Raw genomic sequence first — 26203 nt, forward strand, 5'->3', positions numbered from 1 at the left:
CGACGCTCAAGCCGCCTTGCTGGACACGAAAAATCACTGCGGCCTGATCGGCCAATCTAGATGAAAAGTGCTCTAGCAGGCTTGCTTCATTCAGTTAGATCTTGTCCATCTAAATGAGGTAGCGCGGAGCGTCCCCGCTCCGCAAGGATTGAAGTATTGGATCGAAGGTTCCGCTACAGGCTCGTTGCGCCCACACGCTTAAACGAACTCATCTTTCTGATTGTCGCTGCTTGCGGAGCGAGGACGCTCCGCGCCACCTTATCGGTGAGGCAACACCAAGCCTGCTAGGGACAGCAGGCTCCACCTTTTGCCACTCCATTGAAACTGCCCTGTCGATGTGTTGCGGGGGCTGAGGGGGGGGGGTAAAGTTGGTCGAAAAACTGGGAAAGAACGCATGGGACTACCCGGCGAAGACCGGCATGGGTTTCGCAAGGCGGGGACTGCAAGGAGCGGCGTGGACGTCCACGGGCAAACACCCGCCAACGCGACCATCGGCGCACGGTGGCGCTGGCCGACTATTGCAGCTTAGGAGTTCCCGCGCGCACGTGACATCGATGTCCCGCCACTGGCGGCGCCCCGCGCCGAGCCGACTTCGCCAGCGGCGAAATCAGGTCGGGTGAGCAGGACGCGTGTTGAAAGCCTGGGGGCGTCGCAGAATGGATTTTATCCGCGAATAAGCCCCGTCGACGGCTCCAGGAGCGAGCGCATCTTCATGCGAACGGAGTTACAGGGCGCACAGTTCGGCGCCCTATCGCTAGGTGGGGAAATTCGGAAAACATGGGAGAAATGGCGTTGGTGGATGGATGGAAAACGACCGTGCCGGCAGCAGACTCAAAGCCCACTCCCCCGCGCGATCAGGAGACTTTCCAGCATAGCAGCCCCGCCATTTTGCGCAAGCTATTTAAGTAAACATTTGAATATTAACAGTGAGTAGCTCTCACTATTAATCCGCGCTGATAATCAAGAGTTTATGAACGATTTACTCTAGCTCCAACGGGAAATAAAACTTACTGTTTACGACATCCTCCGCAGACGAGCATGCGCGAAGTAGCACTCGAAGGATTTCGGTTTCGTTGCCAGCATAAATGCCAGCGCCGAAGCACGGATTTGCTTCAACCACCGCCCATGCACCCGAGCGGGTTAAGCCAACGTCAATGACAACAGCCGGTGGCGTATTGCCATTCGAAGCCTGATATACTTCGGTAGCGAAAACCAGCGCTCTGGCGATATCAGAGTCCTCTCCATCGATATCCAAATCGCCATAAACCGAATATCGCGAACCGGAAACGGGTTCACCATCAAGCAGATGGATACGAAACTCCTTCTCAAAGTCGATCACCTCACTGACTAAAACCTGCTGTGTAGGCTCTAGGTCCTCTCTGGTCAGGATCGCATCAAGATCCTGATAAACGCCAGCGGTGAAAATCTTGTCGTCCGGCGGCTTGATAAAAGCGGGCAACGCAACCTGGCTGAGTTCAGAAAGCGGAATAAACTGGATTTTACGACTAGTTACTTCATCTGGGAGACCTACTAACCAATCGAGCGGAGGCTCTAAGAGCACTCGTCCAATTTGCGCAGCGACAATGCGGCAAAAAAGCGGCTCACCATAAATCGCCACCTCATCTTCGATGCATAGATCGGGCGAAATGCGCCAGCCATCCAATTGGCAAACAGACCACCCTTGCTGCATTGCTTCATCAGCAAGCCGTTTCCGGTCTTCCGTAACCCGTGGACTGAGAATTATTTGAGGCATGTTAATATGATTTACTTTCCGTGATTCAGCGCCGAAAGGCACTCTGCCAAGTTAACCTAGGTTGCATAGCTTGGGAGCTGATTTGCGAAAAATCATCTAAAGGTGGTTCTCTTTGAAGGACTGTTTGGGAAAAACACTAACTCTGTTAGCGGAGTCTCAAATTCATCGTTTGGAGCTGGACGTTCGCCGTTCATGACAACTGCCTTCTGATCGAGCCATCGGCGCACTTCTTTCTTACTGGCTTTCAATACTTTTCCGTTCCGTTCGATCATAGGCAGGTGGGCAATATTGCTAAGAATGTCTATGGCTTTCATTTTCATTACCTTATAGATATGAAATGATACAATCCATTCAACGCAAAAAATCCTCAGGCTACTCCCCCGCAAAATCCTCCGAAGCGCAGGCTTGCATGACGGGGCGAGTTCTGTTCCCTTGGCCGTCCCATGCGAATTCGTGCATTTCAAGGACTCCGACCCAAACCAGAAAACGCCGCAACCGTCGCGTCGCTTCCGTATGACGTTGTCAATACAGAGGAGGCTCGCGAGCTCGCGTCCGGCAACCCGCACTCGTTCCTGCGCGTCGTCCGCGCCGAGATCGATCTGCCCGCCGACACCGATCCCTACGACGCGTCCGTTTACGCGCAAGCGAAGCAGAACCTCGCCTCCCTCGAGGCCGATGGCGTGATCGAGCGCGAGAGCGAGCCCTGCATCTACATTTACCAGCAGAAGATGGGCGATCACGTGCAGCGCGGCGTTGTCGCCGTGTGCCACATTGAGGATTACGAAAACAACCTCATCAAGAAGCACGAGAAGACCCGCCAGGCCAAGGAAGACGACCGCACCCGCCTCAACGCGACCCTGCGCGCGCATCCGGGCCCGGTTTTCCTGACCTACAAGAACGACGCCAAGATCACTGGCCTCATGGACGCCATTACGGCGGGCGAGCCGCTGAGCGATTTCGTTGCTCCCGACGGCGTGGGCCACACCGTGTGGCGCATTGCTGGCGGCAGCGAGTTCATCGAAGCGTTTAAGGCGATCCCGGCGTTCTACGTGGCCGACGGTCACCACCGCAGCGCTTCGGCCGCCCGCGTCGGCAAGGAGCTCCGCGACGCCAACCCGAACCACACTGGCGACGAGGACTACAACTGGTTCCTCAACGTGATTTTCCCGGACAACGAGCTGAAGGTGCTGCCTTACAACCGCCTCGTGCTCAACCTCAACGGCAAGACCAACGAGGAATTCCTGTCCGAGCTGAAGAACGTTGTGCCGGTGACCGAAGGCAACGTTGACCCGTCGCCGGACGCCATTGGCAAGGTTTCGATGTATTTCGACGGCAAGTGGTATGGCCTCGACCTAACTGGCCTCGCCGCGAACGACCCGATTTCCGAGCTCGATGTCTCCAAGCTGCAGGACTACATCCTCCAGCCGATCCTGGGCATCGACGACCCGCGCACCAGCAATGACATCGAGTTCATTGGCGGCATCCGCGGCACGAAGGAGCTCATCAAGCGCGTGGACAAGGGTGACGGCCCCGTGGCTTTCTCCATGTATCACGTGACCTGCGACCAACTGATGGCCATCGCCGACGCCGGCCAGATCATGCCGCCCAAGAGCACCTGGTTCGAGCCGAAGCTCCGCAGCGGCTTGTTCGTGAACACGTTTTGACGCGGCTCGCTGGATGTAAAAGCGGCTTCCAGCCGCTTTGGTCCAGCTTGATTTACTAAAGCGGCAAGATGCCGCTTCTACTTTGAGCGCCCGATGATGAATTTCGTCGGGCGCTTTTTTTTTTGCGCCCTACCTTGCTTGAGCAGATGAAACTGCGGATCGAGACGATCCGCTCCACCTCAAAAAGAAGGATTAGGCCATTTACCCAATGGGCAAATCTACCGGTCCAGCGGGACGCTGGCTTACCAGGCGCCGAGGTTGGTGAGTTGTTTGGTCGCGGCTTCGGCCCAGCCACGGTTGGCGGCGGGGCTGGCGGGGCTCGGGTGCAGGATGCGGCCGAGTTGGTGTGGTTGGTCCCAGGCTAGGTCCGCGAGCTTTTGTTCGCCGAAACCGCCGACGCCGATTAGCCACTCGGGTTGGAGAGCGTCGAGAACAGCGCGCAGGTGGGCGTCGCAGGCGGCATACATGGGGGTGGTGACGTCGGCCTTAAATTTATCGGGGGTCAGGTTGCGGCACTTGCCGTCTGCGCCATCGAGGAAGAGGAGCGGGCAATAATTGATCACATAATGCTCGGCGAAGAAATTCTCCGGCGCGCCAAAACGCTCCATCATCAGGCCCCACAGGCGACGACCGCTGACCTCGCTTTTCGGGCAATCGAAGCCATCGACCGGACGCTTTTTGTGCTCGATCGGCGGCTTGCCCACGGGCGCTGAAATGCCCATCCAGTCGCGAACGGCGGCGATTTCGCCAAAGGGCACGCCCGTCTGCGCCATGCCAAAGGGGCCCGGGTTCATGCCGAGCAGAACAATGCGCTTTTTCGAATTCCCGTAACGCTGAATGTATTGAAGGTGGGGCTCCCAGGCGTAATCGAGCGGATTGTATACGTGCGTGACAGGCGCTTCGAAACGCAATTCGTTCATGGCGTCGCGCAGAGTGATTGCGGCATTTTCCAGTTGTTTGGCAATGGTCATATCGACAAGGTGGTCGGGATGCGGTGGATGGCGTTGTTAATTTTGAGTTGGGCAGTCAGCTTGTCGGCGGAGAAGCTGACTTCGATGGGTGATGCCCCAGACTGGTCGCGTCTGGATGAATATCAAGCCCAACTCACGATGAGCGATTTTCGTTGGTTGCTGGAGAGCCAATACGCGCCCAACGGCACCGCGCAGGACTGGATAACCGTTGAGCGCGAGCAGGCGCTGGTGCTGCGCAGCGAAGGCGACGCCGAGCCTTATGTGATCCAGTTTCGCGACTACGACGCCTCCCCTGCCCGCCCGCCGCGCTATTGGCAAACGCGCGCCGAGTGGCTCGCGATGGAGCCGGATGACTTGCCTTTGGCCGGACTAAAAATCGCGCTCGATCCCGGGCACCTGGGGGGGGAGTATGCGGCAATGGAATTCCGGAGCTGGCAGGCGAAGGACGGCCCTTTGTTCCGTGAAGGCGACTTCGTGCTGGCGGTTGCCCAGTTGCTAAAGCCGCAGTTGGAAGCACTCGGCGCGACGGTTTATTTGGTTCGCGACAAGGCTGGTCCCGTCACATCCGACACGCCGGAAAGCCTCCGACCGCTCGCGGCAAAACTCGTCGCTGAGCGCGAGCTGACGCCAGGTCTGGAAATTGACCTGGAAGACCGCGAACGGAAGATTGACGCCCTTGCGCGCCTGCTTTTTTACCGCGTAAGTGAAATCAAAGCGCGCGCGGAGTTGGTCAACGATCAGTTTCAGCCTGACATCGCGCTATGTTTGCATGTGGACGGCACGACGCCCCCCAAAGGCAAAGACCTGGCGGACCAGGGCTATGCGCATTACCTCGTCAACGGCGCCTACAGCGCGAACGAACTCAGCTACGATGACCAACGCCTGCAAATGCTCGAGCGCATGCTCAGCGGAGCTTGGCGTGAGGAGCGGGGTCTGGCCGGGGCCATGTCTGCCAGCTTTGGCGAAGTTTATCCACAGCCGCCCTACGCCTACTCTGGCTCAAACGCCGTGCGCATCAACGAGGACCCGTATATTTGGGCGCGCAATCTGATGGCGAACCGCCTTTACCAATGCCCGACCGTTTTCCTCGAACCCTGTGTCGCGAACGAAGTGGGCTTTTATACGCAGTTTGCATCAGAGCCAGATAGCCTCATTGCACTCTATGCGGACTGTGTCAGGCAGGCAATATTGCAATATTACACGCCACAAACGCCTGACTAGCTTGACCTTGAACCTAATGTATTTAAGATAAGATTTAATGTCATTAGGACAACTATTAGACGACGCCTCACGCGTCGCAGAACTCGAAGAAACCGGCTTACTGGAAGTCAAGGACGACGAGTCCTTCCAGAAATTCACCAAAGTCGCCGCCGCACTGGTCGATGTGCCCGTATCCCTGGTTTCTCTCGTTTCCACAGACCATCAGCATTTCGTCGCGTGCCAAGGCCTGCCCGAACAAGTGACGAAGGAGGCGCGCACCCCACTGAGCCATTCATTTTGCCAATATGTGGTGGGCGAAGGACGGCCGCTCATCGTCAACGACGCACGCGAAGACCCTCGCCTGTGCGACAATGGAGCCGTCGCAGACCTCGGTGTGATCGCCTACCTCGGCGTCCCCATCCGCACAAGCCGCTTCAACGTGCTGGGTTCGTTTTGCGTCATCGACACCAAACCGCGCAACTGGAGCCAGGAGGATATTCAGGAGATTGCCGACCTCGCGCACATCGTGGGGCATGAGATCGAGCTGCGTCGCGTCGGCCGCAAGCTCAAGGAGACCAACCAGCAACTCAAAGAAGCTGAGACCCGCAACGATGAACTCATCCAAATGATGCTGCATGACCTGCGCAACCCGCTATTCGGCATCACCGGCGGTTTATCGCTGCTCTCGGAATCGAATCTTTCGGAAGACGACCAAGAGGCCGTGGGCATCTGTGAAGACAGCTGCCGCCACATGAATTACCTGCTCGGCGAAATTCTCGAGACGAACAAAATGCGCCTCACGCACCTCAGCGTCAAAAAAGCGTCAATTGACGCCGCCGAGTTCCTGCGCCCGATCATCGAGCGCGAAGAGATGACTGGCAAGGCCAGTTCCATCTCGTTTAGCACCGATCTGGACAATTGCCCCAAAACCATTCTTGCGGACGAGGGCATCCTCCGCCGCACGTTGCAAAACATCATCGTCAACGCCTTCAAATACACACTCAAAGGCGGGAGCGTAGCGCTCAAAGTTTACACCCAAGACGGTGAAGTCATCTTCGCCGTCAGCGACACAGGACCCGGCATTCGCCAAGAAGACATCCACAAAATTTTTGACAAATACTCCGTCGGTGAGTCAGGCAAGAAGTCCAAAAATGAAATCATCGGCCTCGGCCTGACTTTCTGCAAAGCAGCTGTCGAGCTGCATGGCGGCCGCATCCATGTTGAAAGCGATTTCGGCCAAGGCAGCACGTTTTTTATCCACCTGCCGATGGCTTGATTTTTTAAGGGAGAAGGCAGATGGGAAATGAATAGATAGGCGCGCGCCTGCAATATTGTCTCGCTGTTTCGCGAAAGTCCGAGATTTCAGCTTTTATTCTATCTCAACACTCTTGCCTTCTTCCTTCTGCCTTTAAAAGCAAAAAAGACGAGGCGCTTTAGCCCCGTCTTTGCATTAAAAATTTCGCCGATATTCAAGCCTAGTCCAAAATATAAGCCGGCTTTTTCTCCATGCAGTCCATCGGCATCGAAATGTGTTCGTGGACCACTTTCCAGCGGCCATCGATCCGCTGAAAAACAGCACTGGTGCGAAACCAGGACTTCATCATATCGGACTCTTCCTGGCCTTCGGGTAAGAGCACGCCCTGGCAGCGAGACTGGCAGGTAAGCAGCGCTGACTCCCCCATTATTCGCACGGACACTTTACGCCGCTGGATGGTGATCTTGTCGCCGAAGAACGGGAAGCATTGTTCCCAGAGCGCCTTGATGCCGTCCACTCCGTCGACCTGAGTGCCGATGTCAAATAAGGTCGCCTCTTCGACGTAATCCTCGACGATGCCAGCGCTGTCCTTCATGCCCACCGCGATGTCCCACTCGGCCACGGCGGCGAAAATCTCGGCTTCCGCACTGGAGACAAAACCTTCCACGCGCTCGAGGCTCGCACTCCAACCCTTTTGGTGCTCGTTGCAAACGTCGACATTCGGGAATCCGGTGTGCGTCAGTTTCACCAGCGTGCCTTCAGACACGGCGCTCATTTCGATCAAAATTTCGGTTTGTGGCAGTTGCTCCATCTCGGCGTCGCCCACCCAGCGCCAACCAAGCTTAATGCGGTTCGGCGCATCGAGTTCGAGGATTTTGCCGTCCATGGTCATCTCTTTGCCATGAGTAAAGAGCGTAACGGAATACACGCCGCCAACTTGCAAGTCGATGCTTGCGCCGAGCCCCTTGGAATCCGGGCAGCCAAACCAGCGGAAGACTTGATTTTGGTCCGTCCAGGCCGCCCAAACGCGGTCGATGGACGCCTTAAACGTGCGTTGCATTTTCAGGGTATTGTCGGTTGCTTCGAGTATGGTAGTCATGATTTGTGTGTATTCGTGTTTGATTCGTTGTTGAATGATTCAGTGCCCGGATCCGTCTCATCAAGGTAACGTTCCAAGGCGTCGAAATTGTTGTCCCAAAAGATGCGGTAACGCTCGATCCACTCGTTGGCCTCGGCCAAGGGCTCGGCATCGAGCGATATCCAATGCGTTCGCCCTTCCTTCTGGCGATTCAGCAGACCCGCCCGCTCTAAAACCCGCAGGTGCTTACTCACCGCCGGCGCCGACATCGAAAACCGCGCCGCCAAATCCGCGACAGCCTGCTGTCCCGCCCGCAGTGCGGTCAGGATCTCGCGCCGCGTTGGATCCGCCAGCGCCGAGAAAATCAGGTTCAAGTCGATTGAATTATTAACCATGTGGTTAAACATCAATCAAAAACATGATCAATACAAGCTAAAATTTAACCATTTGGTTAAATATATATTTCGGGCAAGTGTGCCCGCTCATAGTGAGTTTGCGACGTTAAGGCGCCTAGAGCACTTTTATCTCAATTAATGATGCGCCTTAACCCAACCACAACAAACGACAACTACATTAAAACCGCTAAGGTTCATCATCCACTCAAAGACATCAAATCAGTTTTCTCCGAGAAAAATGATGATGATTATCGAACTTAAAGCAGCACCGCTGCATTCGCGGCGCCGTAGAGCGAGATGCTGTATTCGCGGATGATGTAGACCGGGAACTTCTGCAGAATTTCTTGGATGTTGGGCCGGAAATTTTGCTCGAAGTAATACATAAACTGCCGACCATCGACGAAGAACGCCTCGTTCTTTTCGACAATGCCGCCCGCCAGGTAAATGCCATTCCCGGGTAGCAGAACCGTTGCGAAATCCGCAGTAATCCGGCCATAAACTTTGATGAACAGCCGCAGGACGTCGCGGCAGACAGGGTTATTCGCCGCGTGAGCGCCGATCATCGCTGGTTTCGCGCTGTCGGGCGCTTCATCGATCTCCTTGAGCACGCCAAGCATGGTGACCTTGCGCACGTCACGGTAGAAGTTGAAGATATTCGTCAACCCGCGCCCGGACACCAGCATTTCGACTTCGGAAGCGTAGTTGGTGTTGCGCGTTACGTAGTGCTTGAGCTCGCTCGTCTCAGCGTCGAAATTGGCAAAACTGGCGTGCCCCCCCTCAGAGGGATAGGCCACCATTTTGCCGCCGTGGTCGATGACAAATCCGACGCCCAGCCCGGTCCCGGCGCCGATCACCAGCGACACGTCGCCTGTTGGCTCGGACAGACTGCCGTCGGAGTGCGCCAGCTGCGTGATCTGGTCCGGGTTATTCACGTCCAGCAGCGGCACGCCATAGCTGATCGCCAAGAAGTCGTTGATCACAATCGTGGGAACGCCGATTGCGGCGGCAATCTCGTCCCCATCGATATCCCAGGTCAGGTTGGAGAGCTTACAATAATTTTTGGCGACTGGCCCCGCCCCGCTGATGCAGCAGCGCTCGATTGTTAGCCCCGGCAGCCGCTTGTCGCACTCGGCCAGCGTCTGCTTGAGCGGCTCGACCAGCCCATTGATCTCTGAGCTCGGAAACACGCACTCAACCAGTAGCGTAAATTTGCCGTCGCTCTCGCCGACCACCGCCAGGTTGCTGTTCGTGCCGCCAATGTCGCCAGCCAGCAGGTAGCGCTTGAAATTGTTTTCTTGGGAATGCCAGGTTGTGCGCATAGATGTATGATTATAAACAATGGACCGTAATGTAATGGAAACGCAGTATTAACGTGGACTATACTCGACAAAACTAAGCGAAAACGACAAACACAAACTGATCCCCACCATGGAACTATTACAGCAACTATACGACGAAGCCCTGCGCTGGTATAACTTGCCGTTTACTATCCTGATGGGACTGGTGCTGATTTACTGGGCTTTTCAAATCATCGGTGGGCTCTTCGGCGCCGTGTTCGACTTCGATTTCGACTTCGATGCCGATGGCGAGATCGACCCCAGCGAAGTTGGCCTAATGGGCCGCTTTTCCTACGCCCTGAGCGATGGCGAAGCCCCTTTCATGTGGTCCCTCAGCTTCTTCATCGCCCTCATGTGGGGCACAATGATGCTACTGAACCACTTCTTCAACCCGGTCAGCGTCTGGGGCATCGGCATCGCGATTATGGCTGGCTCCATGGCCATTGCGCTCTACATTACGCGCATTTTTATGCGATTCTGCGCCCGATTGTTTCGCAATCTGTTCGGCGTCACTCCCCAGAATGAGACCTTCATTGGCGCCGTGGGCATCGTACTGACCGCCGAAGTTACGGAGAAATACGGACAGTTGGAAATCGACCACAACGGCGTCCCCTGCCGGTTTAATGTCGTGCTCGACGACGGCGCGGAAATCCTCACCCGGGGCGACCACGCCAAAATCGTGGGCAAAGACGCCTCCGGCAAGTCATACCGGATCACCAAGACCAGCGAAACCCCGCACCTAGTGGAAATGAAGGGCGCCCGATGAGGTATCAAATGGCAGCCTCGGGCAAAGCCCTGCTCCGCGAAGGCCTCGGCGGCCAGCGTGTGTCGTTCGATGGCATGTTTGCAATGCCGGTCGTTCACCGGACGCACCGAGTCGACATCAGTATTTCCACGCTTTCGCTGACCTTCGCCGGTCCGGACAATCCACTCATCTCCAAGGACCAGCAACTCTTCGACCTGAGAATCGTCTTCCACTTGCGGGTCAATGACACCCAACAGGACGTGCTCGACGCCGCTGCCCACTTTGGCGTCGAAAACTTGAACAACTTCGACGAACGCATTCCCGAACTGATCAACGACGCCGAGCAACTTGTCCGCACAGCCGCCGGGGAGCTTGCCTGGGCGGAGATCAATGACTCACCAACGTTTATCGAGGCGATTCTCCGCCGCACGCCGAATGGCTACTTCAAGCCCGGCTTGATCGTCGACAACATCGCCATTGATCACGCCGACAAATTCCCACCCGAGTTCAACGAGAGCCAGGGCGCGAAAAACTGATTTTTAAACCGCATTACAATAAAACAACCATAGCCACCAACCACAAGTTATCATGATGATATACCGCAAAACCCCGCAAGGTCAGGCGCTCGTCCGGACCGGCTTCGGAGGCATCAAAGTCTCCTTCTCTGGCATCTGGCAGATCCTCGTCTTCCACATGCTGGAAGAGATGGACATCTCTGTAAAACGAGTGCGGGTCGACCGCCGCGGCAAACAGGGCCTCATTTGTAAAGACAACATTCGCGCGGATATCACTATCGACTTCTTCGTGCGTATCAACGACACCATCGAAGACGTCAAAAAGGTCGCAACTACGATTGGTTGCGAGCGCGCCAGTGACGAAGGCGAAATCAAGGTGCTATTCGACGCCAAATTTTCGGAAGCGCTCAAAACGGTCGGTAAGCAATTCGATTTTGAAGAGCTCTACGTTGAGCGTGAAAAGTTCCGCGACGAAATCATCAAGGTTATCGGTGTCGACTTAAACGGCTACATCCTGGACGACGTCGCCATTGACGATCTGGAGCAAACGTCGATCACCGAGCTCAACCCGGACAACATCCTCGACGCCGAGGGTATTAAGAAGATCACCGATCGCACCTCGCGCGAAAAGATCCTCGCCAACCAGATCGACCAGGATCGCATCAAGACGATCACCAAGCAAAATGTCGAAGCCCGCGAAGCCGTCCTTGAGCTCGAAAAGCAACAGGCCGAGGCCGAGCAAAAACAAAAGCGCGAGATCGCCGTCATCACCTCCCGGGAAGAGGCCGAAGCTCGCCGCGTGCATGAAGAACAACGCCTGCGCGCCGAGACCGCCCGCATCGCAACCGAGGAAGAACTCGCCATCGCCGAGGAGAACAAGCTGCGTCAGATCATCGTTGCCGAGAAGAATAAGCAGCGCACTGACGCCATCGAAACCGAACGTGTCGAACGCGACCGCCAGTTGGAAGTCGTCGAGCGCAACAAGGTAACTCAGCTTGCCGACATCGAGAAGGACAAGGCCGTTGAAAAGGAAAAACGCGAGATCCAGGAAGTGATCAAGGAGCGCGTGATGGTCGAGAAGACCGTCGTCGTTGAGCAGGAAAAGATCAAGGACACCGAGGCCTTCGCTGGCGCCGATCGTGCGAAGAAAGTCGCCATTACCCAGGCCGAACAACGCGCCGAAGAACAGCTCGTTGAGAAGGTCAAGACCGCCCAGGCGAGCAAGGAAGCCGAGCAGCTCAAGGCCGACGAACTTTATTACCACGAGGTCCGCAAGGCCGAGTCCTCCAAGAAGGCCATCGAGCTGAAAGCCGAGGAAACCGTCATCTCCGCCGAGGCGCACGAAACCGCCGCCGGTCGCGAATCCGCCGCCAAGAAAACCCTCGCCGAAGGTCGCAGCGCAGAAGCCGCCGCGATTGGTTTGGGCGAGGCGCAAGTCATGGAAGCCAAGGCCGCCGCGTTCCAAAAGCAAGGCGAAGCCGAGGCAACCGTTGCCCAAAAGAAATACTCTGCCGAGGCCACCGGCATCAGCGAAAAGGGCACGGCCGAGGCCGATGTTTCCGAGAAGAAATACCTGGCCGAAGCCAAGGGCATTGGCGAAAAGGGAGCCGCCTCCGCCAGCGCCGACGAGAAAAAGTATCTCGCCGAAGCCGAAGGCATCCACAAGAAGGCCGAGGCCATGAAGGTCTTCAACGAAGCCGGCAAGGAACACGAAGAATTCAAGCTGCGCCTGCAAAAGGACAAGGAAGTCGAGCTCGCCGAAATCGAGGTCAACGAGAAGATCGCCGAGCATCAGGCCAAGGTCCTGGGCGAAGCCCTCAAGAACACCAAGGTCGACATCGTCGGCGGCAGCACAGACTTCTACGACCGCGTCGTGGGCGCCGTCACCCGCGGCAAATCCATCGACCGCCTCATGGACAACTCCCGCGCCCTCACCGACGTCAAGGACACGTTCTTCAATGGCAACAGCGACTACTTCAAGACCAAGCTCAAGGAGTGGACCGAGCAGTTCAACATCAGCAGCGAGGACATTAAAAATCTGTCCATCGCCGCCCTGCTCACCCGCATCGGCGACCAGGCCGAAGGCCAGGATAAAAAGGAAGCCAACGACCTCCTCTCCCTCGCCGACAAATACGGCCTCAGCGGCAAAAAAGCCGGTGAGTTTCTCGACCAGTTGATCCGCAATTAATGCGGGTCAACTGCCCAACCAGCGAGATGAATTGAGTTGAACCGCAGAGGACGCGGAGAACGCAGAGTCATGAACGAATTGAGCGAACAGGTGATTGGCGCAGCAATTGAGGTCCATCGTGAAATGGGGCCTGGCTTGCTGGAAAGCACCTATGAACGATGCCTCGCCCATGAATTAAGTCTTCGAGGCATAAAAGGAGTTCGTCAAAAGAAACAACCTATCAGCTACAAAGGCCTGAATCTCGATGAAGGCTATCGCCTCGATATACTTGTTGAAGGAAAAATCATACTTGAGCTCAAAGTCGTCGACCAATTGACAGACGTTCACAAAGCCCAACTCATCACTTACCTAAAGCTCTCTGGCTGCACGATTGGCTATCTAATGAACTTCAACGTCGTTAAATTCACCGATGGTCTACAACGCGTCGTTTATAATCATCCTGAATAAACTCTGCGTCCTCCGCGTCCTCTGCGGTTAAAAACCACGCATCCTAAGCACCCAATCTCCCACTCATGGCCGACACCGCCACAGAAACCGAAAACAAAGCCGCGCCAACTCCCAAGCTCGAAGGCGGCGCGTATGAAGTCATCCGGCAGCGCTTGGACACACAGTCCAGCGCATTGCTGGAGCGCTTGCAGACGCTCAATAAAAACCGGCAGGACGTTTTCGGCGCCATCGAAAACAAGCTCATCGGCACCGACCGCATCACCACCGAACACAACTGCACGGCGCGCGACATGATCGCCCTGCCCGGCGGACGTTTCCTCTTTGGCTACAATGTGAAGCTCGGCCTGAAGTCGCAGATGGAGGTCGGCGATGTGTTTTCGGTTTACCGCTTTGAGGCGAGCGACAAAACCTTCCACGTCGAGCCCCTGGACCTCATTGGCAACCGTGATTTCCAGGACGACTTCGCCTACCTCTACAAGTATTATAAGGCCACGTCTTTCGTGAAGTTCCTGCGCCGCGGTGCCGAACTCTACATGGCGTTTCGCATCAGTGAGGACATCCGCGACATCAAGGTCTTTAAGTGGATCATCACCGACGACGGGCTGGAGTATCTGGGCAATCGCTTCGACCCGGAATACACCTTCCCCGAGCAGCACTCTTTCAAGTGGACCCGCGCGCATCGCGACATGCAGCGTGGCGGTCAGCATCCGCATATTTCTATCGAGGATAAAATCTTCGTGGAATGCGTCGGCGGCGACCTCACGATTAAAGTCGAGGACAACACTGCGTCCGGTGAAGGCATCTACGCCGAGCCCGTCGATCACGTCGACCAAACCCTCGACGACGCCGACATTTTCTTTGCCGTCGTTGGCGACCTGATCCTGCTGCGCATTCTCCCCTATCAGGAGAAGCAGACGCGCTATTTCATCTACAACCACAAGGTCAAAGAAGTCCGCCGCACCGACGCCATTGGCACGAGCTGCGTCGCCCTCCCCGAGGACCAGGGCGTCATTTTTGCCAACGGTTATTACCTCCACAGTGGCGAGTGCAAACTGTTCGACAGCGAGCTAAGCAACATGTGGTTCGAGCGCCTCGTGAAGTCCCCCAACGGCGAGGATTTCCTCTATTCATTTTACGAGCGCGTCAGCGGCCAATACGTGCTGATGAGCTACAACCTCATCGAGCAAACCGTCGCCATGCCGATCATTTGCCACGGCTTCACCTTCTTTGATAATGGCGAGCTGATCTACTTCCGCGGCGACGGCGAAGCGCAAAAGCACCACTCGTTGCAAATCTGGCAAACGTCCTTCACCAGCGACGACTTGCCCCCCACGGGCAACGACGACAGCTACCTCTTCAAGGTCGGCAACAAGGAAGTCGTCCGCTGCATGAGCGAGTGCTACGAGGTCTACAACCTCCTGCAAAAAGAGGAAAGTTACACCGGCCTCTACGTCGATCTCGTCAAGCTCAGCAGCGACATCCTCGACACCTATTTCTGGCTCAATAGCGAAGAGGCCGCCAACATCCAGGAGACGCTCCAGACGATCAACAAAACGGCGCAAAGCGCGATCGACGAGTTCGACAAAGTCCAGCGCATCCGCAAGTCCACCAACGAGCAAACGACCAACGTCAGCGTGCGCGTCCGCAAGCTCACTACGGAGGTCAGTTCCACACGGCCGGACGACATCATGGGCTTCGTCCGCAGCCTCGCCGACTTGCGCACGATTCGCGGCGAGATCATCGGTCTGCGCGACCTGCGCTACGCCGACATCCCGCTCACCGAAAAGCTCGAAAAGCAGGTCAAGGAACTCTCCGACCAAGTCGCGCTACAGGCCGTTGAATTCCTCTTGCTCGATGAAGCGCTCGACCCGTATCGCAACGCCGTCGAAGAGCAAGCGGCGGCAATCGAAGCCATCGAGAAAGTCACCGAAGCCAACGACATCAACGAGCGCCTCGACGAAGCTGGCGCCGAGTTGGAGCTGCTCATTGAAATTGTGGGCAACCTGAAGATCGACGACGCGACGCAGACCACGCGTATCATCGACTCGATCTCCAACATTTACTCGCGCCTCAACCAGGTGCGCAACGATCTGAAGAGTCGCCGCAAAGAGCTGATGCTCGTCGAAGGCGCGGCGCAGTTCAACGCGCAGCTCAAGCTGCTCAACCAGGCCGTCACGAACTACCTCGACCTTTGCGAGACGCCCAAACAGTGCGACGACTACCTGACCAAGCTCATGGTGCAGTTGGAAGAACTCGAAGGCAAATACGCGGACTTCGATGAATACCTGGACCAGCTCGCCACCAAACGCGACGAGCTCTACAACGCGTTTGAGACAAAAAAGATGTCGCTCCAAGAGGCGCGCAACCGGCAGACCACCCGCCTGCTCGCCAGCGCCAAGCGTATTCTGACCGGCATTGAAAACCGCGCCAAGGGCTTCAAGGAGCTCACCGATATCAACGGCTACTTCGCCAGCGACCTCATGGTCGAGAAGGTGCGCGACATCGCAGACGAACTGGGCGAGATCGGCGAAAACCTGAAGGGCGACGACATCCTCGGCCAACTCAAAACTGTCCAGAGCGACGCCATCCGCCAGCTCAAGGACAAGCAGGAACTCTTTGCCGACGGCGACGACATCATCAAGTTCGGCCGCCACCACTTCAGCGTCAATACACAGGAGCTGGCGCTCACCACCGTGCAGCGCGAAGGCCAGATTTACTTTCACCTTTCGGGCACTCAGTTCTTCGATCCAATCAAGGACGAGCAGCTCAACGCGACCAAGCCGGTGTGGGACATGCAAACCGTTAGCGAGAGTGACGCCGTTTACCGCGGTGAATACCTCGCCTACAAACTGTTGCGCCACTTCGAAACAGTGAAGCCAGACGCCAAGTCCGAGCTGGCGATCACCGCTGGCGACTACCAAGCTTTGGATGACAAAGCTCGCTTATCCTTCGTCCAAAAGTTCATGGCCCCGCGTTACGAGGAAGCCTACATCAAGGGCGTCCACGATGAAGACGCGCAAAAGCTGATCGACGCGCTGCTGACAATTCACGGAGCTGCGGGCCTGCTGCGTTATTCGCCAAGCGCCCGCGCCTACGGGCTCGTTTATTGGCAGCATTTCCTGGGACGCACGCCGGACAACGATTTGCTCGAAGCCAAGGTCGACGCCTTTGGCGAAATGCTCCGCCTCTTCCCGCAGCACAAGACGCAGGACGGCTACATCCGCGAGCTCACCAAGCGCATTGCGGCGTTTTGCGAAGAGACGGAACTTTGCGATGCAAAGCTTGCCGAAGAAGCCGCCGAGTATCTGTTCTTCGAGCTCGTCGATGCCGAGTCCTTCACCGTGTCGCACGAGGCCGCCATACTCGCGGATAGCTTCCACCATGAGCTGGTGGCCAAACGTTTCACGGACAAGTTCGACAAAGCCCGCGCCTCTATGCGCGCCAACGCGCCGGGCGAATTCCAAGTCATCCGCGACTGGATACGCGGCTACCTGCTCGCCCAGAACGCGCCGGAAAGTCAGTTCGATTATCTCGATGAAGCTGCTGCGCATTTGCTGCGTGGCCCCATTGAAAAACGGCACGTGGTCGAGGTTCCCATCGAAACCGATATCGACGGCCTACGCGGCGACCACGAAGTCATCACATCCAAACAGCTCCACCTGCATTACAATAAGTTTCTCGCCAAGCTGCGCGATCACGAGCGCGAAGTCGTCCCGATGTATCGCCAATTCCAGGCGCGCAAAGCTGAGCTGGTGGACTTCTTCCGCGAAGACCTTCGCCTCGACGAGTTGAAGCCGCGCGTCATGTCGGCCTTCGTGCGCAATCAGCTGCTCGACAAAGTTTACCTGCCCATGATCGGTGACAACCTCGCCAAGCAGATCGGCACCGCGGGCGAAGACGCGCGCACCGACCGCATGGGCATGCTGCTGCTAATCTCGCCGCCGGGTTACGGTAAGACGACGTTGATGGAATACATCGCCAACCGACTGGGCATCACCTTCGTGAAGATCAATGGCCCGGCGATTGGTCACCACGTCACCAGCATCGACCCCGAGGAAGCGCCGAACAAGGCCGCCGCTGAGGAAGTCGAAAAGCTGAACCTCGCCTTCGAGATGGGCGACAACGTGATGATCTACCTCGACGACATCCAGCACTGTAATCCCGAGCTGCTTCAAAAGTTCATTTCCCTCTGCGACGCCCAGCGCAAAATCGAAGGCGTGTGGAAGGGCAAAGCGCGCACCTACGACCTCAAGGGCCGCAAGGTGGCCGTCGTCATGGCCGGCAATCCCTACACCGAGACCGGTGGCAAGTTCCAGATTCCGGACATGCTCGCGAACCGCGCGGACACCTACAACCTCGGCGACATCATCGGCGGGCATCGTGGCGCGTTTGAAGATTCCTATCTCGAAAACTCACTCACGTCCAACGCAGCGCTGCGCCCGCTTTCTAACCGCAGCCGCAAGGATGTTTACTCGGTCATCAAGATTGCCAAAACCGGCATCCGCGAGGGCGTTGATTTCGAGGGCAGCTACTCGGGCGAAGAGGTCGAGGAAATGGTCGGCGTCATGAAAAAGATGATGCGCGTCCGCGACACCATCTTGCGCGTCAATTTGGAATACATCCGCAGCGCCGCGCAAGCTGATGAATTCCGCACCGAGCCGCCGTTCAAACTGCAGGGCTCCTACCGCAACATGAACCGCATCTCGGAGAAGCTGCTGCCGATCATGAGCGATGACGAAGTGGAATCGTTGATCGACGACCACTACGAAAACGAATCCCAAACCCTGACCGATGGCGCCGAGGCCAACTTGCTCAAGTTCCGTCTGCTAGAGGGCAAGATCACGCCGCCCGAAGAAGAGCGCTGGAATGAGATAAAGAAGCGCTTCACGAAAAACAAGATCATGGGCGGCGGCGACCAAGACCCGGTCAACAAGGTAGTCTCCCAACTCGCCGATAACAACATGGCCCTCAGCGAAGGCCTCGCCCTGCTCGGCGAACGCCTAACTGCGATGCGCCAGCCCATTTCGTTCGACGACGCCACGCTCGACAAACTGCGCGCCCTGCTCCCCGCTCCCCCCGAGCCCAAGCCGCTGCAAATCGACGAAGCCACCTTGGCCCAGCTTGGCGCTTTGCTACCGAAGCCTCAGCCCCAACAGCCCATCCAGTTCGACGAGGAAACCATCGTGCAGTTGGCGTCCATTTTGCCTAAGCCACCCGCGCCAACCTTGGGCCTTTCGGAAGAAGCGACTGCACTCTTACAACAGCTTGCAGCCAGCTTGGAAAAGTCCGCGAAGCCCAAGCCGGCCTCGAAGCCTCAATCCACCGGCAATGCCGAGCTCGCGGCCGCCATCGAGCAGCTCGGCGAGAAGCTCGCGAACCGCCAGAGCATTTTGCTGCCCAAGTTGTCCCTCGACGAAAAGACTGACAACACGCTCGATCAAATCCTCGAGGCCTTCCACCTGCTCTTCCGCCATACGGGCATCGACACACCTGCATCAAAATCGAGACCTATTCCGCCCAATAATAGCGATGCAGAATAATAAGCCCAGCTACTTAACGCATTGCTAAAAAAAGCCTATCATAAAGTTCAGTGCATAGATTCTTGAGCCTGCCTCCAGCCTTTCCTTACTGCGCCCTTTCATCAGACTTTAAATGGGAATCATCACCTAGTCGTATGTTTCAGTAGTCATCAATAACACCGACTTTATGCTTGCCGTCTATTTTGATGGATCAGACATTAAGTTATACGATTTTGTAGAAGAACATGAAGTATTTCATAACTTTTTTATCCCTGTTGACGGCAGCTAGCATGTTCGGCAGTAATTCGATCATTGAGATTCCCCTTCGCAGCGATGAAATTTCGACCGGAGAAGGCTCCAAGACTTCCTACGGCATTTACGTGAAAATCGGCGACGGGAAGCCGCGGTTATTCCAGTTGGACACTGGCAACGGTGGCTTGTTTGCCGGCTATTCAAGTGAGGCTGATCCCAGCGAACCAACTCCAGAAGACCCAGATGCAGAATATCGGCCAGATCGCCAATACTGGGGGGATTTTGAATATATTAGTGGAGCAGTAAATCAAAGCGTATCATTTGGCAGTGGTGTCGTTTTTAACACTATCATACCCGTAACCGCATCCATTACTTTATGTGATTCAGCTGGCGCCACTTATTTGACGATTCCCAGCATGACAGTTGGCCAAGTCACTGAGGCGACGGCAGACGACCTGGCAACATCCACAACCTGGAATGATAAATTTGCCGTCGATCAGCCAGGACTTCACTCGACTTACTATGGAAATTTTGGCGCAGGCTTGTTCTCTGCCTCCAGCTCCAGTATTCCAGCAAACAGCCAATTTTTTTCTGCGCTGGGACAAATAGACAACGTCAAGGGCTTCTCCATTCATCTCGATTCTGACAATCCGGTTCTCCGCATCATCCTGGATGATACAGATGGCAATGGTTATGCTGACCAGTTTCCCTCTGCATCCGAACTGCGAGCAGGAGATGGGCGAATATTTCCAATTACGGGCTTCAATACCTACAGCGAGTATCCAGTAGCAATCGGCGGCATAACGGCCGGATACCCAAATAACTTGGTTAATATCGGGGGCGTCACAAGTCTGCTGGATACTGGTGGAACTGATTTAAAGCTGCCAGCGAACAGCCTCAGCTCTTTGAGTAATGCGGGCTTTGTCGAGTCGAATAATCTTCTGAAGGAGGACATTCGATTGATCGTTGATATTGATGGAGCCGGAAACATAGGTAGCAATCTATACGAAGCCTTTAGTCTGGAGTTTCTGTCTGGCAGTGAGCCGGGAGTAAACCAAGTGCAAATTGAGGGCAGCAAAAGCAGCGACCTGAATTGGGGCCAAGTGCTGTATCAAGAACATGAAGTGATGTACGACCTAGCTGATGGGGTGATTCGATTCCGCCCCTTCACGCAATTGCCAACTGACCCACAAGTTCAAATCATCTCGGCCGCCATGCGGGAAGGAACGACTTACCTGGATGTCGAATTCCGTATTCATAGTTTGTACGAAGAAAGCGTTAAAGCCTATCCACTGGTGTTTATCGGTTATGTTCGCGATTTCGATAATGTCATTCGCCCAATGACTTTCGCAGAGGGAACCGAAGCAAACATCGGCGATGTAATCCCCACAAACACGGACCTAACGCTGACTTGGGATGTGGCGGCGGATTTAGACGTTGAATTGGTAAGTGTTAAATTTGAGATTCTTTGCCAGGACAGCCGTGAGCTTCTAGGCTTTAGCTGGACAACTATTCCTGCTGCCGGGGAATATAGCGAACTGACATACGGCAGCATTTCTGCGAATATAGATGATCTCTTGTTTTGGCAAATTGCCCGTTTAGACCCGGGCCTCGATTTAATCGATGGCTCTGTTTACGCGAACGAAAACAGTGGTGTATTTAATGGATTCGAACTGACCAGTCCCTTTACGTCTGCGGGAAGCGCCTATGCACTTCCCTATTTCATGAGATTAACCAATAAAGCGCTGGCGACATCCGAAGAAATCGATTTGGCTGAAACGGCCCGAACAGGTATACGCGGCGAGCCACTGCCTTGGGGAGGTTACATCAACACACATCGGTATCGATGGTATGCAAATGATAAACCCTATGATGGTCTGGCCTTTATCTATGCTTGGGGGGACAATGAATTTCGCCAAGCCACCTCCATCCCAAATAATACGCAGGATCTAACACAAATTAAAGCCGGCGAAACTCACGTAACAGTGCTCCGGAACAGTAACACCTATAGCTCCTGGGGCGGTTACTCTGCTTTGCGGGGGGGCAGTTATATTTACGATGACGAGGAATTGGACCCGCAAATTACGTTATTTGACTGTGGCGGGTCTTACATTATTTATCAGAATGAGGGAGGTTACGTTGATGTTATCAACTATGATGGCGGCTCCTATGTGAGCACCCCAAATGAAGCCGATAACAGTGTGGCGCTCGCCACCAGCGGCAGGCATATGTTGGCTTTAAAGGCAGATGGCACAATTATCGGCTGGGGCACTGATTCGAATGGCGAAACGATCCCACCCGAAGGTTTGGATGACGCCATTGCCATTGCTGCTGGCTACCGTTTCTCTCTCGCACTGAGAGAAAATAAAACTGTGGTCGCCTGGGGTTACAATAGTTCAGGGCAATGCGATGTGCCCGAAGATTTGGGTAACGTTAAGGCAATTGACGCCGGTTATAGATTTGCCATGGCGCTGAAGGAAGATGGTACGGTGATAGCCTGGGGTAATAATAGCGATGGTCAGTGCAACGTGCCAGTCGGTTTAACAGACGTCATCGCCATTTCCGCAGGCAGAGAGCACGCATTGGCGCTTAAGGAAGACGGTACTGTCGTAGCGTGGGGAAATAATGACTATGGCCAATGCAATGTGCCTGCGAACCTGAGCAAAGTTCGGTTAATTGCCGCCGGGGATAAGAATTCCTACGCGGTCACGGAAAAACTCCAATAGATTACCCGTTATTTTACGCATGCCAGTTGGATATTGCCAGATGCTTCGTCTTCGTGAGGTTGCCTTTCCACTGAAAGCTGCCCTCTCTGCGTTGCTCGTGTTTTTCGTGATGTCGACGACTCAATCGGCAACAGTTGCGCTTAATCAAGAGTCGGTAAACGATACAGATGGCACAGTCATCAACGCAATTTACCCGTCGACTTCTTATCGAACAACCGGTGAAACTTACAAAACGAGCACCGCGCCAACACCTTTCGAGGACTACCAATTCACTCATTGGACCATTGATGCCTACCCCCTCGAAACATATCGGGATGCCTGGGGGCGGTCAATCAATCCGGCCTCTTTCGTATTACTCGAAGAAACGACTACGACTGCCCATTATTTACCAACCCATTTTGACTCAGATGGCGATTTGCTTCCGGACTGGTATGAAATAGAGTATTTTGGAGACTTGGATCAATCCTCCAACAGCGACGACGATAATGATGGAACAACACTGATGGAAGAATTTCAGACTGGAGCCCACCCCCGATTCGCCCAATCAACAACCAAGGGAGGTATTTTCTGGGCAGATTCAAGTTCGGTGGCCATCGACTTTAAGGATGGCATAACCTTCCTGCTCCGCTCGGAACCCTCAGGTTTATATGAATACACCAAAGAAGTGGATTCCGGCTATAAAGTAACTTCAAAAGACTTTGCATTTGAAGAAGGCTTTGGCTACTGGACACTCGATGGTGTGAGGCAGGAAGACTCCTGGGGCGTAGCCGTTACTCAATTGGTTTTCCAAATGGTAAATGCCGATCGTGAAGGTATCGCCTATCTGTTTTCCGAGGATAGCGATGCAGATGATTTACCGGATTACTACGAGTACTTTTATTTTGGAGATCTATCGCATGACAGATCGTCTGACCCCAATAATGATGGAGTAAGTATCGGCGAGGATTATGATTCCGGTGCCTCTCCGGTCTTTGCCAATTATAGCACAAAAGGCGGTATTTTCTGGGCTGATTCCAATTCGGTAAGCATTAACTTTGGCGACTTCCATGAATATCGAATCGCCAGTGAGCCTGAAGGAATCATCACCACACAGATTCGCACGGTCGTCAATGGGCACAAACAAACGACAAATAGCATCGAAGATCCTAACTTCGCCTACTGGTCCATAAATGGCATTCGAGTGAGCGATGATTGGGGAGTCTCGTTAAATCAAGTCCAGTTTGTAGTAGACGGTGAGGATATGAATGTGATCGCACACTTCTTAGAGGGAGACTCCGACAATGATCTGATAGCAGACTCCTTCGAGTACTATTACTATGGATCATTAGACTACCAGGCCGATTCAGATAGCGACAACGATGGCCATACCCTTCTGGAAGAATACAATGAAAGCAGCAGCCCCATCTTTAAAACGAGTTCCACCAAAGGCGGCGTATTCTGGGGCGATTCCCAATCAGTCATTGTCGATCTGCAATTCTATGAGAACCTTTCACTTGCCTTGGTCGACGATGTATTAACGCCTTTCTTTGCAACGAACACCACTAGCCTCGACGGCGTAGTTACAGACGGCCAGGCGTCTACTGCCGTCGCTGACTGGGATGGCGATGGCGACTTCGACTTATTTGTCGCTCATGCGGGCGGCTTATGGATATACGAAAACATCGGCAACACACGCTTTTTAAATTTCCATAAAATTGAAGCCCCGCAGCACATAGCCGACCTCATCGCCGCTATCGACGACCCGGTAATCGCTGGTGGTGACTGGAACGGCGACGGCCTGGACGATCTCGTGGTTGGAGGTGATAGCAATATCCTTTATTTAATTCCTTCACAGGGTAGCTTGAATACCAGTGGAGCCGCCCTAGAATTAGCCATGGCGACTAGTCCGCTGATTCCTGCTTTAGCTGATTTTAACGATGATGGTTACGCAGACCTGCTCGTCATGTTATCCGATGGCAACGTGCGTTATTTTCAAAACACTGAAAGCGCCCCATTTTTTGAGACTTACACCGATGACTTCCTTGGTCAACCTGTCACCAATGGCGTCAGTCTGAGCGTCAGCGACATTGATCAGGATAACACGCTGGATGTGCTGGCTTCCGATCAGGAAGGACGTATCTGGGAGTTCCACAATGACGGCGCCAATAGCTTCAACTTGATTAGTAAAGTCTGGGGTGGCGCTTACCCTGGCTTTGCTCAAGGTCTGAAAATTACGGCTGTCGATTTGGAAAACGATGGCGACACCGACTTGATTGCCGGGCTTTGGAATGGAAGTTTAATCAGCTTGTCCGACCCGCATGTTGGACGCCCATCTGGCTTGGAAGCGGCCAGTGGCGCGGACAGCATCCTGCTGACTTGGAACCCCAGTTGGCAATCACGCATCGCGGGTTATTTCGTATACCGCGCCGAGGAACTTGCCGGCCCCTTTACAAACCTATTGACAGAGGTGCGCCCACTACCTGAATACCTGGATCAGACGGCCACCATCGGGGATCTACTGCACTACCGGGTAACCGCCATCACCCACTACCTGCAACCTGGCAATTCGAAACAAATTTCATTGGAAAGCTCGCCTTCTGAAATAGTATCCGCAGGCGCAGGCAATGTCAGCTTATCGTTGCGATCAATAAGAGGTCAGCCCGCGAAGAAAGTTAAGGTGCTGCTGTCGATTGATAATTCGCTGGGACTCACCGGCGAAGGCTTGTCGATCGATATCAACTATGATCCTGCGGTCATCACGCCCCGTGAACAAACTGACGGCCAACCCAGCGTGCTGCCGACTTCGCTAAGCCGAGACCTGGTTTTCAGTGATAATGGAGCAACCGCAAATGGCCTATTATCGATCACTGGATTGAGCGGCACGATACAAGGCGGATCAGGAAAACTCTTTGTCTTGGAATTCCATGTCGAGGATTCCGCGAGCCTTGGTTTGCATACGACAATCTCCTTCCAAGCGGCAGAACTGTTTGCTACGGCAGGATACCCAGTGAGCATTGACCTCAGCGACGCAGCTAACTTGGAAGTTACCGATATATATTTCCTCGGAGATCTCAACGGCGATGGCCAACTCGCTGCTGATGACGAAGACCTGCTGAAAACGTTGACCAAACCCAATTCACCCACTCCAACCGAGTTCGAACTCATTGCAGGAGACTTGAATGGCGATGGTGCATTAACCACAGGAGACATTGTCCTTCTGAAAAGATTGCTAAAGGGGCTTTCCATCGAATGATCAGAAACTTCACACGGATTCTAAGCTGCGCATTGACGCTCGTTGGGTTCGGCCTGCTCCCTGTCCATGCTTATCAAGTCTCGCTGCCTGACTATGTGGCGAGTCCGGGCTCCATTGTCCACGCACCGATCATAATCGACGATGTTGCTGGTATTGCGTCCATAGATATCCAACTGAACTTCGACCCAGCAGTAGTACAGCTGACCGAAGTCATTCCCGGTCAATTGGGCGTTAACTTCGACTTGGAGCATGAGGCAAATAACGGCGTCTTAAACCTCTCATTCATTCGAGCAGAGAATATGACTAGTGGAGGTGGTCAACTGGCAGTTCTGGTATTTTCCGCCAATGCAGGGGCAACCACTGAGCTTTACTCGGATCTGGCGATCGCCGCTTTCAAGATTGGCGACGAACGCTCGCTGACCAACTTAGCCCTCACGAACGTCATCCAGGTCAGTAATGGCTCTATTCGAATTACGAATGATCCCAATTTTGATAATGCGAACAATGGCTTGCCGGATTCGTGGGAAGCTCAATATGGATTAAACCCACTGAATAATGACCCCCTATCGGATCCCGATGGGGACTCAATCAGCCAAATCTTTGAACTGGCGTTTGGAGGAAACCCAATCGCGCGTGATGACTTGTCTATCATGCCGCAGTATCAGCAGGTCAAGATCGATGACTCAAAGTACATCACTCTACGATTTCGCCGCAGCATTGAGGAAACGGACGGACTCACGTTTAGGCTATACGAATCTGACGACTTAAATGCCTGGACCCTCATACCTATTGCCAGTGTCATGATTCAGGAGGAGTTCATTGACGAAGAGATGAAACTCATCACTGTGCGAAGTAGCCGACCTGTCGGGAGCTCCGTCAATGAGCAATCGATATTCCTGAAGCTAAGTGTACAGTAGCGGTTAAGA

At 54.5% G+C, this 26203-nt stretch carries 18 protein-coding genes; 12 read left to right on the plus strand and 6 right to left on the minus strand.

The features are described from left to right. Positions 1 to 394 precede the first annotated feature (394 nt). On the plus strand, positions 395 to 529 hold the full coding sequence (locus RBB63_RS14845; RefSeq protein ID WP_309385751.1) for a hypothetical protein: 135 nt from the start codon (positions 395 to 397) through the stop codon (positions 527 to 529). Positions 530 to 979: 450 nt separating this feature from the next. Here RBB63_RS14845 and RBB63_RS14850 read toward each other — a convergent pair whose 3' ends face one another. Both RBB63_RS14850 and RBB63_RS14855 read right to left on the minus strand, forming a co-directional pair. Beyond that, positions 980 to 1753: an ATP-grasp domain-containing protein gene (locus tag RBB63_RS14850; RefSeq protein ID WP_309385752.1), complete on the minus strand. Its 774-nt coding sequence runs from the start codon at positions 1751 to 1753 to the stop codon at positions 980 to 982. Positions 1754 to 1845: 92 nt separating this feature from the next. Further along, positions 1846 to 2073 carry a hypothetical protein gene (locus tag RBB63_RS14855; RefSeq protein WP_309385753.1) on the minus strand — a complete coding sequence of 76 codons (228 nt, stop codon included), beginning with the start codon at positions 2071 to 2073 and terminating at the stop codon, positions 1846 to 1848. Positions 2074 to 2196: 123 nt separating this feature from the next. On the opposite strand from RBB63_RS14855, the gene RBB63_RS14860 reads away from it, so the two are divergent. Further along, the gene (locus tag RBB63_RS14860) at positions 2197 to 3417 is read left to right on the plus strand and encodes a DUF1015 domain-containing protein (protein ID WP_309385754.1); all 1221 of its coding nucleotides are present in this window, start codon (positions 2197 to 2199) and stop codon (positions 3415 to 3417) included. A 242-nt stretch (positions 3418 to 3659) separates the two neighbouring features. On the opposite strand, the gene RBB63_RS14865 is transcribed toward RBB63_RS14860, so the two are convergent. Further along, a complete protein-coding gene (locus RBB63_RS14865; RefSeq protein WP_309385755.1) occupies positions 3660 to 4388 on the minus strand; it encodes a uracil-DNA glycosylase family protein in 729 nt (242 codons plus the stop codon). Positions 4389 to 4430: 42 nt separating this feature from the next. Between RBB63_RS14865 and RBB63_RS14870 the strand changes: the two genes are divergently transcribed. Together RBB63_RS14870 and RBB63_RS14875 are read left to right on the plus strand one after the other, a co-directional pair. Continuing rightward, positions 4431 to 5609: a hypothetical protein gene (locus RBB63_RS14870; RefSeq protein ID WP_309385756.1), complete on the plus strand. Its 1179-nt coding sequence runs from the start codon at positions 4431 to 4433 to the stop codon at positions 5607 to 5609. A gap of 37 nt (positions 5610 to 5646) precedes the next feature. After that, positions 5647 to 6864 (plus strand): GAF domain-containing sensor histidine kinase, encoded by a 1218-nt coding sequence (locus RBB63_RS14875; protein WP_309385757.1) that lies wholly within the window; start codon positions 5647 to 5649, stop codon positions 6862 to 6864. Positions 6865 to 7063: 199 nt separating this feature from the next. On the opposite strand, the gene RBB63_RS14880 is transcribed toward RBB63_RS14875, so the two are convergent. From RBB63_RS14880 to RBB63_RS14890, 3 genes are all read right to left on the minus strand, one after another. Then, entirely contained in the window at positions 7064 to 7942 is an 879-nt protein-coding gene (locus tag RBB63_RS14880) for an SRPBCC domain-containing protein (RefSeq protein WP_309385758.1), read from the minus strand. Then, complete coding sequence (locus RBB63_RS14885) at positions 7939 to 8316, minus strand: ArsR/SmtB family transcription factor (RefSeq protein ID WP_309385759.1); 378 nt, start codon at positions 8314 to 8316, stop codon at positions 7939 to 7941. The genes RBB63_RS14880 and RBB63_RS14885 overlap by 4 nt, the downstream gene beginning before the upstream one ends. 257 nt (positions 8317 to 8573) lie before the next feature. Then, positions 8574 to 9635 carry a glucokinase gene (locus RBB63_RS14890; RefSeq protein WP_309385760.1) on the minus strand — a complete coding sequence of 354 codons (1062 nt, stop codon included), beginning with the start codon at positions 9633 to 9635 and terminating at the stop codon, positions 8574 to 8576. 109 nt (positions 9636 to 9744) lie between these two features. Between RBB63_RS14890 and RBB63_RS14895 the strand changes: the two genes are divergently transcribed. The 8 genes from RBB63_RS14895 to RBB63_RS14930 all read left to right on the plus strand — a co-directional run bounded on the left by RBB63_RS14895 (position 9745) and on the right by RBB63_RS14930 (position 26194). Continuing rightward, on the plus strand, positions 9745 to 10419 hold the full coding sequence (locus tag RBB63_RS14895; protein WP_309385761.1) for a mitochondrial pyruvate carrier family protein: 675 nt from the start codon (positions 9745 to 9747) through the stop codon (positions 10417 to 10419). An 8-nt stretch (positions 10420 to 10427) separates the two neighbouring features. Then, complete coding sequence (locus RBB63_RS14900; RefSeq protein WP_309385762.1) at positions 10428 to 10934, plus strand: SPFH domain-containing protein; 507 nt, start codon at positions 10428 to 10430, stop codon at positions 10932 to 10934. A gap of 52 nt (positions 10935 to 10986) precedes the next feature. Beyond that, on the plus strand, positions 10987 to 13101 hold the full coding sequence (locus RBB63_RS14905) for a flotillin family protein (RefSeq protein WP_309385763.1): 2115 nt from the start codon (positions 10987 to 10989) through the stop codon (positions 13099 to 13101). Positions 13102 to 13170: 69 nt separating this feature from the next. After that, a complete protein-coding gene (locus RBB63_RS14910; protein ID WP_309385764.1) occupies positions 13171 to 13548 on the plus strand; it encodes a GxxExxY protein in 378 nt (125 codons plus the stop codon). A gap of 65 nt (positions 13549 to 13613) precedes the next feature. Continuing rightward, a complete protein-coding gene (locus RBB63_RS14915) occupies positions 13614 to 19088 on the plus strand; it encodes a DNA repair ATPase (protein ID WP_309385765.1) in 5475 nt (1824 codons plus the stop codon). Positions 19089 to 19504: 416 nt separating this feature from the next. Beyond that, positions 19505 to 22045, plus strand: a complete 2541-nt coding sequence (locus RBB63_RS14920) for an RCC1 domain-containing protein (protein ID WP_309385766.1) — start codon at positions 19505 to 19507, stop codon at positions 22043 to 22045. 40 nt (positions 22046 to 22085) lie between these two features. Continuing rightward, entirely contained in the window at positions 22086 to 25277 is a 3192-nt protein-coding gene (locus RBB63_RS14925; protein WP_309385767.1) for an FG-GAP-like repeat-containing protein, read from the plus strand. Then, positions 25274 to 26194, plus strand: a complete 921-nt coding sequence (locus RBB63_RS14930) for a cohesin domain-containing protein (protein ID WP_309385768.1) — start codon at positions 25274 to 25276, stop codon at positions 26192 to 26194. Before RBB63_RS14925 ends, RBB63_RS14930 begins: the two co-directional genes overlap by 4 nt. Positions 26195 to 26203 lie beyond the last annotated feature (9 nt).

Origin of the sequence: Cerasicoccus frondis, assembly GCA_031296915.1 — a bacterium.
Classification (GTDB): domain Bacteria; phylum Verrucomicrobiota; class Verrucomicrobiia; order Opitutales; family Cerasicoccaceae; genus Cerasicoccus; species Cerasicoccus frondis.